General features: G+C 60.2%; 17 protein-coding genes. All 17 read left to right on the top strand.

The features are described 5' to 3' along the window. The first annotated feature begins 1 nt into the window (after window position 1). The 17 genes from prmC to HMPREF2896_RS04185 all read left to right on the top strand — a co-directional run bounded on the left by prmC (window position 2) and on the right by HMPREF2896_RS04185 (window position 13,797). Complete coding sequence (prmC, locus tag HMPREF2896_RS04260) at window positions 2-907, top strand: peptide chain release factor N(5)-glutamine methyltransferase (protein WP_070717981.1); 906 nt, start codon at window positions 2-4, stop codon at window positions 905-907. Between the two features lie 54 nt (window positions 908-961). Continuing rightward, complete coding sequence (locus HMPREF2896_RS04255) at window positions 962-1,639, top strand: L-threonylcarbamoyladenylate synthase (RefSeq protein ID WP_070443797.1); 678 nt, start codon at window positions 962-964, stop codon at window positions 1,637-1,639. 10 nt (window positions 1,640-1,649) lie between these two features. Continuing rightward, window positions 1,650-2,825, top strand: coding sequence for an MraY family glycosyltransferase (locus tag HMPREF2896_RS04250; RefSeq protein WP_070443800.1), 1,176 nt, complete (start codon window positions 1,650-1,652; stop codon window positions 2,823-2,825). A 16-nt stretch (window positions 2,826-2,841) separates the two neighbouring features. Next, window positions 2,842-3,276 carry a Cg1360 family ATP-synthase-associated protein gene (locus HMPREF2896_RS04245; protein WP_070710982.1) on the top strand — a complete coding sequence of 145 codons (435 nt, stop codon included), beginning with the start codon at window positions 2,842-2,844 and terminating at the stop codon, window positions 3,274-3,276. Between the two features lie 444 nt (window positions 3,277-3,720). Then, a complete protein-coding gene (gene atpB / locus HMPREF2896_RS04240) occupies window positions 3,721-4,533 on the top strand; it encodes a F0F1 ATP synthase subunit A (protein ID WP_070645977.1) in 813 nt (270 codons plus the stop codon). Window positions 4,534-4,631: 98 nt separating this feature from the next. After that, window positions 4,632-4,874: an ATP synthase F0 subunit C gene (locus HMPREF2896_RS04235; protein ID WP_010187073.1), complete on the top strand. Its 243-nt coding sequence runs from the start codon at window positions 4,632-4,634 to the stop codon at window positions 4,872-4,874. Window positions 4,875-4,919: 45 nt separating this feature from the next. Further along, window positions 4,920-5,492: a F0F1 ATP synthase subunit B gene (locus tag HMPREF2896_RS04230; protein WP_070645975.1), complete on the top strand. Its 573-nt coding sequence runs from the start codon at window positions 4,920-4,922 to the stop codon at window positions 5,490-5,492. 6 nt (window positions 5,493-5,498) lie between these two features. Continuing rightward, window positions 5,499-6,314 carry a F0F1 ATP synthase subunit delta gene (locus tag HMPREF2896_RS04225; RefSeq protein ID WP_070443809.1) on the top strand — a complete coding sequence of 272 codons (816 nt, stop codon included), beginning with the start codon at window positions 5,499-5,501 and terminating at the stop codon, window positions 6,312-6,314. Window positions 6,315-6,374: 60 nt separating this feature from the next. Next, window positions 6,375-8,015, top strand: coding sequence for a F0F1 ATP synthase subunit alpha (gene atpA, locus HMPREF2896_RS04220; RefSeq protein WP_070443812.1), 1,641 nt, complete (start codon window positions 6,375-6,377; stop codon window positions 8,013-8,015). 56 nt (window positions 8,016-8,071) lie between these two features. Beyond that, window positions 8,072-9,055 carry a F0F1 ATP synthase subunit gamma gene (locus HMPREF2896_RS04215; protein ID WP_070443815.1) on the top strand — a complete coding sequence of 328 codons (984 nt, stop codon included), beginning with the start codon at window positions 8,072-8,074 and terminating at the stop codon, window positions 9,053-9,055. A gap of 3 nt (window positions 9,056-9,058) precedes the next feature. Beyond that, window positions 9,059-10,507, top strand: a complete 1,449-nt coding sequence (gene atpD, locus HMPREF2896_RS04210; RefSeq protein ID WP_010187062.1) for a F0F1 ATP synthase subunit beta — start codon at window positions 9,059-9,061, stop codon at window positions 10,505-10,507. Between the two features lie 10 nt (window positions 10,508-10,517). Next, window positions 10,518-10,886: a F0F1 ATP synthase subunit epsilon gene (locus HMPREF2896_RS04205; protein WP_070443818.1), complete on the top strand. Its 369-nt coding sequence runs from the start codon at window positions 10,518-10,520 to the stop codon at window positions 10,884-10,886. Window positions 10,887-11,072: 186 nt separating this feature from the next. Next, entirely contained in the window at window positions 11,073-11,558 is a 486-nt protein-coding gene (locus HMPREF2896_RS04200; protein ID WP_070443821.1) for a DUF2550 domain-containing protein, read from the top strand. Between the two features lie 23 nt (window positions 11,559-11,581). Continuing rightward, window positions 11,582-12,274, top strand: a complete 693-nt coding sequence (gene nucS, locus HMPREF2896_RS04195) for an endonuclease NucS (protein WP_070443823.1) — start codon at window positions 11,582-11,584, stop codon at window positions 12,272-12,274. Continuing rightward, window positions 12,274-12,558 (top strand): hypothetical protein, encoded by a 285-nt coding sequence (locus HMPREF2896_RS13040; protein ID WP_083276401.1) that lies wholly within the window; start codon window positions 12,274-12,276, stop codon window positions 12,556-12,558. Before nucS ends, HMPREF2896_RS13040 begins: the two co-directional genes overlap by 1 nt. Window positions 12,559-12,568: 10 nt before the next feature. Then, complete coding sequence (locus tag HMPREF2896_RS04190; protein ID WP_070717978.1) at window positions 12,569-12,877, top strand: thiamine-binding protein; 309 nt, start codon at window positions 12,569-12,571, stop codon at window positions 12,875-12,877. Beyond that, the gene (locus HMPREF2896_RS04185) at window positions 12,874-13,797 is read left to right on the top strand and encodes a tetratricopeptide repeat protein (RefSeq protein ID WP_070717975.1); all 924 of its coding nucleotides are present in this window, start codon (window positions 12,874-12,876) and stop codon (window positions 13,795-13,797) included. The genes HMPREF2896_RS04190 and HMPREF2896_RS04185 overlap by 4 nt, the downstream gene beginning before the upstream one ends. The last annotated feature ends 98 nt before the right edge of the window (window positions 13,798-13,895 follow it).

Genomic DNA, 13,895 nt, shown 5'->3' with positions numbered 1-13,895 from the left:
GGTGACTTTTCACACCTATAAGGAGGCGCTTCGTGATGCCACGGAGCGCCTTCGCACTGCCGGGGTACCCTCACCCGAGTGGGATGCGCGCCTGTTGGCTGCCCACCTCATTCACTGCGGCCACATGGATATCCCGCTAAACGAAGCTCCGATCCCCGGCTTTGACGTGGCATATGGGGCGTTGGTGGGGCGTCGTGAAGCGCGCGAGCCTCTCCAGCACATCCTAGGAGCGGCGTGGTTTGGCCCCCTCGAACTCGAGGTCGGCCCCGGTGTGTTCATCCCGCGCCCAGAGACGGAGGCGCTCGCCGACTGGGGAGTTAAGTTTCTGAAGAAACTTAACTCGTGGGAGACGAAGAAACTTAACTCATGGGAGACGAAGACTAACGCGCACCCTCCCCGCGTCGTGGATTTGTGCGCCGGATCCGGTGCACTGGCGTTGTACGTCGCCCACTACGTGCCGCAGGCCGAGGTGTGGGCAGTGGAGCTTGCCGACGCCGCCTTGGCCTACACCCGCCGCAACGTTGCACGTCATGACCGTGATGTGCAGCTGATCCAGGGCGACGTGACGGATCCATATGTGCTTTCGGAGCTGCACGGCACCGTCGACCTCGTGCTGACCAACCCGCCCTATGTCCCCGAGACCCCGGACCTGGATCCAGAGGTCTACCAAGACCCCCACGAGGCGGTGTTTGGGGGAGCAGACGGCATGAAGACCATCACAGCGATGATTCCGACCATCGCCGCACTGCTTCGCCCCGGCGGAAAGGTGGGCATTGAACACGATGATGACACGTCTGAACAGGTGCAAGAAGCCCTGCGTGCGAATGGCGGGTTCACGCACATCGAGGTACTTAAGGATCTGACTGGCACCGCCCGCTTTGTCACGGCCGAACGGGGAGTACAGTAGATTGGTCGAAGATTGGTCGACAAGCCGATAGGAACGGAATTAAAGGAGAGACCAATGCAGGGACAGATTTATAACTGTGCGGACGCGGCAGAACGCGAAGAAGGAATGGCCCTTGCCGTCAAGGCTGCCAAGTCAGGGCGGCTCGTGGTCATGCCCACCGATACGCTCTACGGGTTGGGCTGCGACGCCTTCGATAATGACGCCGTTGCGAGCCTGCTGGCCACCAAACACCGCGGCCCCGACATGCCGGTGCCGGTGCTCGTGGGATCCTGGGACACCGTAAAAGGCCTTGTCGCCACTTTGGATGACACCGCACAAACGCTTATCGAGGCCTTCTGGCCTGGTGGTTTGTCCATCGTGGTCCCGCAAGCGCCTTCGCTTCCGTGGAACCTGGGCGATACCCGCGGCACGGTGATGCTGCGCATGCCCCTGCACCCCATTGCAATCGAGCTCCTCCGCGAGGTCGGCCCGATGGCGGTGTCCTCGGCGAATATCTCTGGACAGACTCCGCCGACCACTGCGATTGCTGCCAAGCAGCAGCTGGGTAAGGCCGTCACGGTCTACCTCGACGGGGGAGAAGCTGAGGTGGGCAAGCCCTCCACCATCATTGATCTGTCCGGCTCACACCCGTATCTGCTGCGCGAAGGTGCTTTGAGCGCCGAGCAGATCGGCGAGGTCATCGGAGTGTCTGCAGAGTCCCTGCGTACACGCCCGGGCTCCCAATCCTCTTAAGGAGACATCAGTGGCTGGAACCGGAGTGCCGCTGCGTGAGCTGGCGTTGGTGATCTTCGTCGCCGCGGCGTTTACCTACCTCACCACCGGACTGGTGCGCACCTTTCTGGTGCGCAGTGGCCAGGTGGCGGAGATCCGCCTGCGCGATAGTCACTCCCAGCCCACCCCGCAGCTTGGCGGAGTGGCGATGTTTACGGGGTTTGCCGCCGCAGTGTACCTCGCCGGCCAGCTTCCAGCCTTGACTCGCGGGTTTATGCCCGTCACGCCAGAGATGAACGCTGTGCTCTGGTCCGCTGCCGCCATCGTGGTTGTCGGTGTGGTGGATGACCTGTTGGAACTGAGTGCTTTGGTCAAACTCATCGGGCAGCTCGTTGCCGCAGCCATTATGAGCGGATTGGGCTTGACCTGGACGCTTCTCTTTCTGCCTTTTGGTGATGGAACCACGGTCATTCTGGACCAGGTCCAGGGAACACTCTTGACCACATTCTTTACCGTACTGCTCATTAATGCCATCAACTTCGTCGACGGCCTCGACGGCTTGGCGGCTGGGCTGGGCATGATTGCCGGCGGGGCCATCCTGGTCTTCTCCTTGACTGTTCTGCATGACCAAGGCGGTACCGTATCGGCCTATCCGCCGGCGATTATCGCGGCGGCACTCGTTGGTGTGTGTGCCGGATTCCTTCCGCATAATTTTGAGCCCTCCCGCATTTTCATGGGGGATAGCGGAGCGATGCTGATTGGTTTGTTGCTCGCCGCGGCGTCGACCTCAGCCTCCGGCAAGATCAACATGTCCCTCTACGGCACCGTGGACATCGTGGCGCTGATGTCACCCGTCATCGTCGTCGTTGCCGCGGTCTTTATTCCAGTCCTGGACCTTGTCTGGGCGGTCATTCGGCGTGTTTCGCAGGGGCGCTCGCCCTTCGCTGCCGATAAGGCGCATATCCACCACCGGCTGCTGTCGCTGGGGCATACGCACCGCCGCACCGTGCTGGTGCTCTATCTGTGGGTCTCCGCGGTGGCTTTCGGGGCGGTTTCCTTCTCCATCGTTCCAGCCCCTGTCGCGGTGGTGCTCGCTGTTTTTGCGCTCCTCGTAGCCTTTGGCGTGACCTTGATTCCGCTGCGCCAGGGCAAGATTGGACGCCGGCCGCGCTCGACTAGCGTGGTGCTGGAAACGGATCCCTCCTGAGGTAGGGTATGGGGCTGTGACTGATTCAACGACTTCCGAAGAGCTATCGCCCTATGACGATCATCGTCGTCCCCTCAAGCGCGCCCTGCGCCTCGGAGCCATTGGCCTCGTCGTAGTGACCATCGCATCCCTGGCCCTCTGGGGTGGCGTTCGTGGGTTGCCCGGCATCTGGGGAGTGCTCGTCGGCGCTGCTATCGGAGGCGGCTTCGTGCTCTTTACCGCAGCTTCGGTGCTCCTTACCGCGCGGACTACTCCCTCGACCACGATGGCTGTGGTGCTCGGCGGCTGGTTGCTCAAGGTGGTCATCCTCATCATGGTGCTGTTGCTGATTAAGGACTTGGACTTCTATGACACGATGGCGCTGTTTGTGACTGTGTTGCTAGCGCTGGCGGTGACGCTGGGAACCGAGGTCTGGGGTGTGATTACTTCCAACGTGACCTACGTGTCCTAGCGTGCCTCGATCTCCATCACAGGCCACTGCTTCCGGTGACCCCGGGAGGGTGGCTTTTGTGTAGTAAGACACGTCTTTCAACCTGCTCATTACCCCCGTCAAGGTGGGAAAACGTGGGTATGTGACCAAATACACTCAGCAGGGTTTTGGCAGAATGCGGGCCTTTTATGAGGCTTTCTGGTGCTGGGCTGTGGCTTTAGGTCCGCAACGGTGCCCCCACGTGCGAAAACTTGAGGGCGAACTGATAGCATTCTCTTCGGGTTACCGCGGGTTAGCGTCATGCTATCCCGAAAAAGTACGGTTTATCCTTGCCCTGTTTACGCTGATGTGCGACGGAGTCCGTGGACAGGGCAAAGAGCTTGAGACGTCCATCGCACCACATAGCCTTCGACAAGCTGTGTGGCCCGAACACGGGAGAGAACGCTGAGCGTTACGACATTGGCCATGAAGGGTGAGTTTCACGCACCCGAACTGGATCCAGAATTTTTCCCGGGGCACGTAACCGATGATGGTGAAGTCGTCGATCTCTTGTTCGCCGATTTCGCCAACGGTTGGTTCGCTTTGGATCGCATCATGCTGGTTCGCCTGTTCATGGCGGCCATTCTGGTGCTCCTTTTTGTTGTCGCCTTTAGGAACCCGAAGCTGGTTCCTAAAGGATTGCAAAACGTAGCGGAGCATGCGATTGACTTCGTACGAATTCACATCGCAGAAGACATCTTGGGCCGTAAGGAAGGACGTCGATTCCTTCCGATCTTGGCCACGATCTTCTTCGGTGTTTTGTTCTGGAACGTAGCAACTATTGTTCCAGCTCTAAACATCTCTCCGAACGCTCGTATTGGTATGCCAATCGTGCTGGCAGCCGTCGCGTACATCGCCATGATCTACGCCGGTGCTAAGCGCTTTGGCTTCGGCAAGTTCATCAAGTCTTCGGTGGTTATTCCTAACCTGCCGCCGTTGCTGCACGTGCTTGTTGTGCCGATTGAGGCTTTCTCTACGTTTGTCATGCGTCCAGTCACGCTGGCTCTTCGTCTGATGGCGAACTTCCTGGCTGGCCACCTCATTTTGGTCCTGTTGTACTCGGCAACGAACTTCTTCTTCTTCCAGTTCAACGGCTGGACTGCCATGAGTGGCCTGACGCTGGTCGCAGCGGTTCTGTTCACGATTTACGAAATTATCGTCATTTTCCTGCAGGCATATATCTTTGCCCTGCTGACGGCGGTATACATCGAACTATCGCTGCATGCAGATTCGCACTAACAACAACGCGAACCTCGCGGTTAACTAAATACCCCAAAACCACCACATCCCCCGCGGACAAGTCCGTGGGAAAACATTGAAAGGGAACGACTTTCATCATGAACGAAATCATTCTTGCTCAGGCCGCTGACGAGTCCACCCTCAAGGGTCTCGGTGCTATCGGCTACGGCATCGCAACCATCGGCCCGGGTCTGGGCATCGGTATCCTCGTCGGCAAGACCGTCGAGGGCATGGCTCGCCAGCCGGAGATGGCTGGTCAGCTGCGTACCACCATGTTCCTGGGTATCGCCTTCGTTGAGGCCCTCGCCCTGATTGGCCTCGTTGCAGGCTTCCTGTTCTAAAGAGCGCTTTACACAAAGTAAATCGAACTTTAAGAACGGAGCCCCATGAACAACGTCATTTACTACCTTGCAGCAGAGGGAAGTGAGCACCTGCCGCTGGAGAGCGGTAACTCCATCCTTCTGCCCAAGATGTACGACTTGGTCTGGTCCCTCATTCCGTTCGCCATCATCCTGCTTGTGTTCTGGAAGCTCGTTCTTCCGGCATACAACAAGATGCTGCAGGAGCGTGAAGACCGGATCGAAGGTGGCCTTAAGCGTGCGGAGGCTCAGCAGGCCGAAGCAAAGGCCGCCCTGGAAAAGTACAATGCTCAGCTCGCTGACGCTCGAGCAGAGGCTGCGGAGATTCGTGAGCAGGCGCGTGAGCGCGGCAAGCTGATCGAGGCAGAGGCTAAGGAAGCTGCAGAGGAAGAGTCTCGTCGCATCCTGACCGCCGGCGAGAAGCAGCTTGAAGCTTCCCGTGCACAGGTCGTGTCTGAGCTGCGTTCCGACATCGGGCAGAACTCCATCAACCTGGCAGAGAAGCTGCTCGGCGGCGAACTTTCGGACGCCACCAAGCAGTCCTCCACGATTGATAACTTCCTGTCCGAGCTCGACACTGTGGCACCGGCCGGAAAGTAGGCAACGATGAAGGCAGCTAGCCGCGAAGCACTCGCTACCACTGAGTCCAAGCTGGATGAGTTCCTCTCCAGCGACCGCTCGGTAGCGACTGCTACCCAGGCAGGCCAGGACCTCTTCGAGGTAGTCCGCGTCCTCGACGGCGACCGCGAACTGCGCGTCGCTCTGACCGACGACGCCGCCACCGCAGAGGAGCGCAAGTCCCTGGTCCAGACCCTTTTCGGCGGGAAGGTCACCCCGGTAGCACTCCAGGTGCTGCAGGAGGCCGCCGCCGCACAGTGGTCGAGCCCGCGTGATATCGCCCGTGGCCTCATCATCCTCGGCCGCCGCGCACTGCTGCGTGGCGCTGAGTTTGAGGGCAAGCTGGGCCAGGTAGAAGACGAGCTCTTCTCCCTGTCGCGCGTGCTTGACCGAGAAGGCGAACTGACCCAGCTGCTTTCAGACCGTACTGCTACGTCCGATCGTAAGGTCGGGCTGCTGGCAAGCGTGCTCTACGGCAAGGTCACGATGGTTACTGAGGCGCTCGCGCTGCAGGCCATTGGCCGCCCGGAGCAGAACCCGATTGATGATCTCGCCGGTTTGGCGGACACCGCAGCCAAGCTGCAGGGCCGTACCATCGCGCGCGTGACCACTGCGGGTGAGCTGAACGATAGCCAGCGGGCAGCACTCGCTGAAAAGCTGGGCAAAATTTATGGTCGTGCGATGTCCATCCACTCTGAGGTTGACACCAGCCTCCTCGGTGGTATGACCATCCGCGTCGGCGATGAAGTCATCGATGGCTCGACGGCAGGCAAGATCGCCCGCCTTCGCGCGCAGATGGCATAAGCCGAAACGACAGAAACGATTAAGTAATTGCTGGAAGATACTACCGAGAGCAGGAAGAACATGGCGGAGCTGACGATCTCCTCCGACGAGATCCGTAGCGCGATTGCGAACTACACCTCGAGCTACTCCGCGGAGGCCTCCCGTGAGGAGGTCGGCGTGGTCATTTCGGCAGCTGACGGTATTGCGCAGGTTTCGGGCCTGCCGTCCGTCATGGCGAATGAGCTGCTCGAGTTCCCGGGCGGCGTGATTGGCGTCGCACAGAACCTTGACACCAACTCCATCGGTGTCGTGGTCCTGGGCAACTTCGAGTCGCTGAAAGAAGGCGACGAGGTCAAGAGGACCGGCGAGGTTCTCTCCATCCCTGTGGGCGAGGAATTCCTCGGCCGCGTAATTAACCCCCTGGGCCAGCCGATTGACGGCATGGGCCCGATCACCGCTGAAGAGGACCGCGTCCTCGAGCTGCAGGCACCGTCCGTGCTGCAGCGTCAGCCGGTGGAAGAGCCGATGCAGACCGGCATCAAGGCTATTGACGCGATGACCCCGATTGGTCGCGGTCAGCGTCAGTTGATCATTGGTGACCGTAAGACGGGTAAGACGGCTGTCTGTATCGACACCATCCTGAACCAGAAGGCTAACTGGGAATCTGGCGACAAGAACAAGCAGGTTCGCTGCATCTACGTCGCCATCGGCCAGAAGGGCTCCACCATCGCTGGTGTGCGCCACACCCTGGAGCAGCACGGCGCTCTGGAGTACACCACCATCGTGGCTGCTCCGGCATCCGACGCCGCCGGCTTCAAGTGGCTGGCACCGTTCTCCGGTGCAGCTCTGGGTCAGCACTGGATGTACCAGGGCAACCACGTCCTGATCATTTACGATGATCTGACCAAGCAGGCTGAGGCCTACCGTGCGATTTCCCTTCTGCTGCGCCGTCCGCCGGGCCGCGAGGCTTACCCGGGCGACGTCTTCTACCTCCACTCCCGTCTGCTGGAGCGTGCTGCAAAGCTCTCCGACGACATGGGTGCAGGTTCCATGACCGCACTGCCGATCATTGAGACCAAGGCGAACGACGTCTCCGCCTTCATTCCGACCAACGTTATTTCTATTACCGACGGCCAGGTCTTCCTGGAGTCCGACCTGTTCAACCAGGGCGTCCGTCCGGCAATTAACGTCGGTGTGTCCGTCTCCCGTGTTGGTGGTGCTGCACAGACCAAGGGTATGAAGAAGGTTGCCGGTAACCTGCGTCTTGAGCTGGCTGCCTACCGTGACCTGCAGGCCTTCGCGGCCTTCGCATCCGACCTGGATCCGGCCTCCAAGGCTCAGCTGGAGCGCGGTGAGCGCCTCGTCGAGCTGCTCAAGCAGGCCGAGTCCTCCCCGCAGCCTGTCGAGTACCAGATGGTATCCATCTTCCTCGCAGACCAGGGCATCTTCGACGTCGTTCCCGTCGAGGACGTACGCCGCTTCGAGAAGGAGCTGCACGATCACCTCAACTCTGCAACCCCGCAGGTGTTCGAGCAGATCCAGGGCGGCACCGCTCTGACCGACGAGTCCAAGGATGCACTTGTTGCAGCAGCTAAGGACTTCACTCCGTCCTTCCGCACCACCGAGGGCCACAACCTCGGCACCGAGGCGCCGGTTGACCCGCTCGCCGCGGATGACGTGAACAAGACCGAGCTCAACGTCTCCCGCAAGACGGCCAAATAGAGTTTCGCACGCTCTAAGAATTAACCGTCTAGAAAAAGAAGGGAGGAGCGAACACCATGGCTAATCTTCGTGAACTGCGTGACCGTATCCGGTCCGTCAATTCCACCAAGAAGATCACCAAGGCACAGGAGCTCATTGCTACCTCGCGCATTACCAAGGCTCAGGCCAGGGTAGAAGCGGCGCAGCCTTATGCACGTGAACTGTCCAGCGTGCTCAACAAGCTGGCGGCGCACACGTCCCTGGATCACCCGATGCTCCGGGAACGCGAAGATGCCAAGGTAGCCGCCATTCTCGTGGTCTCTTCTGACCGCGGTATGTGCGGTGGCTACAACAACAACATCTTCAAGAAGGCGGCCGAGCTGGAAGCCCTGCTGAAGAGCGAGGGTTTCGAGACCGTCCGCTACGTCACCGGTAATAAGGGCGTTGGCTTCTACAAGTTCCGTGAGGCCGAGGTCGCTGGCAGCTGGACTGGATTCTCGCAGGATCCGACCTGGGAAAAGACGCACGATGTGCGCCGCCACATTATCGACGGCTTCGTTGCCGGTTCGAATGGCCAGGCCAAGACCCGCGAGGGTATTCACGTGGAGGGCGAGACCGTTCGCGGTTTCGACCAAGTACACGTTGTGTACACCGAGTTCGAGTCCATGCTGACCCAGACCGCGCGTGTGCAGCAGCTGCTGCCGGTGGTACCGGTTATCGAGGAAGAGGACTACAATCTGGGTGAGTCCGCGCTTTCCGACGCCGAGCCGAATAATCAGATCACTCCTGATTACGACTTCGAGCCGGATGCGGACACCCTGATGGAAGCGTTGCTTCCGCAGTACGTTTCTCGCCTCCTGTTTGCGATGTTCTTGGAGTCCTCGGCCTCCGAGTCCGCCGCACGCCGTACCGCAATGAAGTCTGCAACCGACAACGCTACCGAGCTGGTCAAGGACCTCTCGCGCGTGGCCAACCAGGCTCGTCAGGCGCAGATTACCCAAGAAATCACAGAGATCGTCGGTGGCGCTGGGGCGCTCGCCGAAAGCGCAGAAAGTGACTAGATTATGACTACAGCTCTGCAAGAGCAGAACACACAGTCGTCGGCTACCGCCGGCCGTGTGGTGCGTGTCATCGGTCCGGTCGTCGACGTGGAGTTTCCGCGTGGCGGGCTGCCGGCACTGTACAACGCACTGACCGTCGAGGTGACCCTCGAGGCTGTTGCAAAGACCGTCACCCTTGAGGTCGCTCAGCACCTCGGTGACAACCTCGTCCGTGCCGTGTCCATGGCTCCGACCGACGGCCTTGTCCGCGGTGCCGCAGTGACCGACACCGGCAAGCCGATTTCCGTCCCGGTGGGCGATGTGGTCAAGGGCCACGTCTTCAACGCCCTCGGTGACTGCCTTGACCAGCCGGGTCTGGGCCGCGACGGCGAGCAGTGGGGTATCCACCGCGAGCCGCCGGCATTCGACCAGCTGGAAGGTAAGACCGAGATCCTGGAGACCGGCATTAAGGTCATCGACCTGCTGACCCCGTACGTCAAGGGCGGCAAGATCGGCCTGTTCGGTGGTGCAGGTGTGGGTAAGACCGTTCTTATCCAGGAGATGATTACTCGTATCGCACGCGAGTTCTCCGGTACCTCCGTCTTCGCCGGCGTCGGCGAGCGCACCCGTGAGGGCACCGACCTCTTCCTCGAGATGGAAGAGATGGGCGTTCTCCAGGACACCGCGCTTGTCTTCGGCCAGATGGATGAGCCGCCAGGAGTCCGTATGCGCGTGGCTCTGTCCGGCCTGACCATGGCGGAGTACTTCCGCGATGTGCAGAACCAGGACGTGCTGCTGTTCATCGACAACATCTTCCGTTTCACCCAGGCCGGTTCTGAGGTCTCGACCCTGCTGGGCCGCATGCCTTCCGCCGTGGGTTACCAGCCGACTCTGGCTGATGAGATGGGTGTGCTGCAGGAGCGTATTACCTCCACCAAGGGTAAGTCCATTACCTCCCTGCAGGCCGTGTACGTGCCGGCCGATGACTACACCGACCCGGCTCCGGCGACCACCTTCGCCCACCTCGATGCCACTACCGAGTTGGACCGTGGTATTGCTTCGAAGGGTATTTACCCGGCAGTGAACCCGCTGACCTCTACCTCTCGTATTCTGGAGCCGTCCATCGTGGGAGAGCGCCACTACGAGGTGGCACAGCGTGTCATCGGTATTCTGCAGAAGAACAAGGAGCTCCAGGACATCATCGCCATCCTTGGTATGGACGAGCTGTCTGAGGAAGACAAGATCACCGTTCAGCGTGCTCGTCGTATCGAGCGCTTCCTGGGCCAGAACTTCTTCGTCGCAGAGAAGTTCACCGGCCTGCCGGGTTCCTACGTGCCGCTGGCCGATACCATCGACGCTTTCGAGCGCATCTGCAACGGCGAATTCGACCACTACCCGGAGCAGGCTTTCAACGGCCTGGGTGGCTTGGACGACGTCGAGGCTGCGTACAAGAAGCTGACCGAGAAGAAGTAGGGAGAGGCACATGGCTGACATCACCGCCGAATTGGTTTCGGTTGAGCGCCTGCTGTGGACCGGAAAGGCCACCATGGTGACGGCTGAGACCACCGAGGGTGAGATCGGCGTGCTTCCTGGACATGAGCCCATGGTTGGTCAGTTGATCGACAATGGTGTTGTGACCATCCACCCGGTGGACGGCGATCGTCTCGTCGCTGCCGTCCAGGGTGGCTTCCTCTCCGTGTCCGAGAACAAGATCACCGTCCTCGCTGATTGGTCCATCTGGGCCTCTGAGGTCGATGAAGCACAGGCACAGGAAGACCTGAAGTCTGAGCGCGAGCTGACGAGGTCTCGTGGCGACGCCGCGTTGCGCGCCGCCCGCCGCCTCAACAGCTAACGGATGAGCGGAGAGGGAAACGACGGGCAGCAATGACCGCCCTTCCCACTCTCACTTAGGAACCCCACAACCTCGATAAGAGGGGGTGGGGTTCTTTCGTGTTCTTGGGTAAGGACTAGCGTTGCTTCCGTCAACGGCGGTACAATCAATCCATCGTTTCGTACTCGCTGTGAAGGACATCATTCCATGAATTCTCAGGTGCTTCAGGGGCTAACAATTCTTTTAGGCCTGTGTGCACTGGTCGTTCTGGTTTTCCTCATCCTAGCGGCGGTGCGTTTTTTCACCGTGCGCTCCCGCGGCACGAGCATCCTTTTGCGCCAATTACCGTCGAAGGACTCTCATTCTTGGCGTCATGGTCTCGTGCGCTATGACGGCGGGTATATGGACTACTTCAAGCTCCGCTCCGTCATGCCGCGCGCCAACAAGCGCTTCAATCGCCTCGACATCGAATTGGGCAAGACTCGCCCGATGGATGGTGACGAGGCTTCTTTTATGCCCTCGGATCACCAAATCATCCAGCTTCGCATCAATGGTAGGGACTATGAGATTGCCTCGGATGCGCAGGGCATCATGGCCCTGAATGCGTGGGTCGAATCAGCCCCTTCGAAGCGCCAAGAAAAGTTGGACTACCACCAGATGCGCCAGCGAGCTACCCGTTTACCTAAGAAGTAGCGCTCAACGATAGGGTAGAGGACATGCGTCTTGTCATCGCCCAATGCTCCGTAGACTACGTCGGCCGCCTCGACGCCCACCTTCCGATGGCGGATCGGCTCATCCTTATCAAGGCCGATGGTTCGGTGTCCATCCATGCGGATGACCGCGCCTACAAGCCTTTGAACTGGATGACACCACCATGCACCTTTGAAGAGTCGGCGATTGAGGATATCGATGGCGAAGACACAGGAGAAAAGCTGTGGCTGGTGGAGAACCCGAAGGGTGAGCAGCTACGCATCACCATTGCTGAGATCCACCAGGACATCACTATGGAGCTGGGGGAAGATCCCGGCCTAGTCAAGGATGGCGTGGAAGCGCACCTGCAGGAGCTCTTGGCCGAGCATATTGAAACGTTGGGAGAGAAGTACTCGCTAGTGCGTCGCGAGTACCCCACGGCTATCGGGCCGGTGGACATCATGGCCAAGAATGCCAAGAACGAGTTTGTCGCCGTTGAGGTCAAGCGCCGCGGGGGCATTGATGGAGTCGAGCAGCTTTCGCGCTACCTCGAGTTGCTGAATCGCGATGACCTGCTAGCACCCGTGCATGGCGTCTTCGCCGCGCAGGAAATCAAGCCCCAAGCACGGACCTTGGCGGAGGACCGCGGCATCCGTTGCGTCGTCCTGGATTACCAGGAGCTGCGCGGCATCGAATCCAACGAGCTGCGGTTGTTCTAGTGCCACGCCGCAATCGTAGAATCCGCGAAGAGCCGCGTTCATTGCCCCGCGATGGAAGTGCTTTCCTCGGATCGCAGACTGTACCCGGGCCGCGGTGGACTAATGGAGAGCCTTTCGTCATGAGGCACGTTGGCAGTGCCGCCGCGCAGAAGTATTACGTGTGCCCGGGGTGCAATCAGAACATCCCTCCCGGGGTGGCGCATATCGTGGCGTGGCCACGGGATACCGGTGGGCGCGGTGAGGACCGCCGCCACTGGCACCGGCACTGCTGGGACCGGCGGTAGGATGGCGGGCATGATTGTTGCCTTTTCCGTAGCCCCCACTGTTGTGGGTGATGAAAACGCTGAAATGTCCGAGGCCGTGGCTGAAGCCGTGCGTGTTGTCCGGGCCTCCGGCCTGCCTAATGAGACCAACTCCATGTTCACCATCATCGAAGGTGAGTGGGACGAGGTCTTCGCGGTCATCAAGGAGGCCACCGATGCCGTACGCGCCGTGTCGCCGCGCACGAGCCTGGTGATTAAGGCCGATATCCGCGAAGGCGTGAGCGGGCAGATAACCCAAAAAGTAGATTCCGTTAACCGTTACCTGGAGGAGAACAAGTGACTGGACCGTACGTAGGAGGAGCCCTCGACCTGGGCGCCATCAAGCAGCAGGCGGAGGCCAAGGCGAAAGCACAGGAACAGGGCACTACTGGTGCCTCGGCAGGTGTGCAGCCCTTCTTCGAGGTCACCGAGCAGAACTTTGAGAATGACCTGGTGCGCCGCTCTGCCGAGGTACCCGTTATCGCCTTGATCGGCTCTCCGCGCTCGCCTGCCTCCGAGCAGCTCAAGAAGGACTTCGAGGAGATGGCGGCCGCCGGTGGGCTGAAGTTCATCGTGGGCTATATCAATGCCGATGTCGTACCCCAGGTAGCGCAGGTCTTCGGCGTGCAGAATCTGCCTACCACCGTCGCCATCGCCGCCGGCCAGCCCGTCACCAACTTCGAAGGCGGGCAGCCGCGAGAGAACCTGGAGCAGTGGGTTGCGGCGATCGTCGACAAGCTCGGCCCCCAGCTCAAGGGCTTGCCTGACCAAGATATGGCGGGGGAGAACCCCGAGGAAGAAGCAGCGGATCCGCGCCTGAGCCTGGCTGAGGACGCACTCAACCGCGGCGATTTCGATTCCGCTATTGCTACCTACGAGGAGATCCTGGCTGCCGAGCCAGACAACGTGGAGATTAAGCAGGCCCGCGACACCACGCTATTACTCAAGCGACTGGACCCGGCTAACCGCAGCGAGGATCCCATCGCTGCGGCGGATGCTACCCCGGAGGACGTGTCCAAGCAGCTCGATGCCGCCGACGCCGAGGTGGTTGCCGGTGCTCCCGATCGCGCCTTCGAGCGCCTCATCGAAACAATGAAGCGCACCGCCGGGGATGAGAAGGAGCAGCTCAAGGCCCGTCTGCTGGAGCTCTTTGGGCTCTTTGATTCCGGCGATCCGCGCGTGCTGGCCGCGCGCACGAAGCTGGCCAGCGCGTTGTACTAAGGAGGGCGTCGTAATAGGGCCCAGCTTGTGCTGGGCCTTAGAGCGGCCTTTCCGGACGATCGCGGTCTGAACCCTCAGGATGGCTCAGATGAGTCCTC

The sequence above is a fragment of the Corynebacterium sp. HMSC069E04 genome, assembly GCF_001813175.1.
GTDB lineage: Bacteria > Actinomycetota > Actinomycetes > Mycobacteriales > Mycobacteriaceae > Corynebacterium > Corynebacterium aurimucosum.
The sequence above is the reverse complement of the archived record's forward strand: the minus strand, read 5'-3'. Positions and strand labels throughout refer to the sequence as shown.

What these genes read in the sequence shown, in the direction of transcription:
- HMPREF2896_RS04255 (WP_070443797.1), top strand. Translation starts at nt 962, where the DNA reads ATGCAGGGACAGATTTATAACTGTGCGGACGCGGCAGAACGCGAAGAA.
- atpB (WP_070645977.1), top strand. Translation starts at nt 3,721, where the DNA reads ATGAAGGGTGAGTTTCACGCACCCGAACTGGATCCAGAATTTTTCCCG.
- HMPREF2896_RS04235 (WP_010187073.1), top strand. Translation starts at nt 4,632, where the DNA reads ATGAACGAAATCATTCTTGCTCAGGCCGCTGACGAGTCCACCCTCAAG.
- HMPREF2896_RS04230 (WP_070645975.1), top strand. Translation starts at nt 4,920, where the DNA reads ATGAACAACGTCATTTACTACCTTGCAGCAGAGGGAAGTGAGCACCTG.
- HMPREF2896_RS04225 (WP_070443809.1), top strand. Translation starts at nt 5,499, where the DNA reads ATGAAGGCAGCTAGCCGCGAAGCACTCGCTACCACTGAGTCCAAGCTG.
- atpA (WP_070443812.1), top strand. Translation starts at nt 6,375, where the DNA reads ATGGCGGAGCTGACGATCTCCTCCGACGAGATCCGTAGCGCGATTGCG.
- HMPREF2896_RS04215 (WP_070443815.1), top strand. Translation starts at nt 8,072, where the DNA reads ATGGCTAATCTTCGTGAACTGCGTGACCGTATCCGGTCCGTCAATTCC.
- atpD (WP_010187062.1), top strand. Translation starts at nt 9,059, where the DNA reads ATGACTACAGCTCTGCAAGAGCAGAACACACAGTCGTCGGCTACCGCC.
- HMPREF2896_RS04205 (WP_070443818.1), top strand. Translation starts at nt 10,518, where the DNA reads ATGGCTGACATCACCGCCGAATTGGTTTCGGTTGAGCGCCTGCTGTGG.
- HMPREF2896_RS04200 (WP_070443821.1), top strand. Translation starts at nt 11,073, where the DNA reads ATGAATTCTCAGGTGCTTCAGGGGCTAACAATTCTTTTAGGCCTGTGT.
- nucS (WP_070443823.1), top strand. Translation starts at nt 11,582, where the DNA reads ATGCGTCTTGTCATCGCCCAATGCTCCGTAGACTACGTCGGCCGCCTC.
- HMPREF2896_RS04190 (WP_070717978.1), top strand. Translation starts at nt 12,569, where the DNA reads ATGATTGTTGCCTTTTCCGTAGCCCCCACTGTTGTGGGTGATGAAAAC.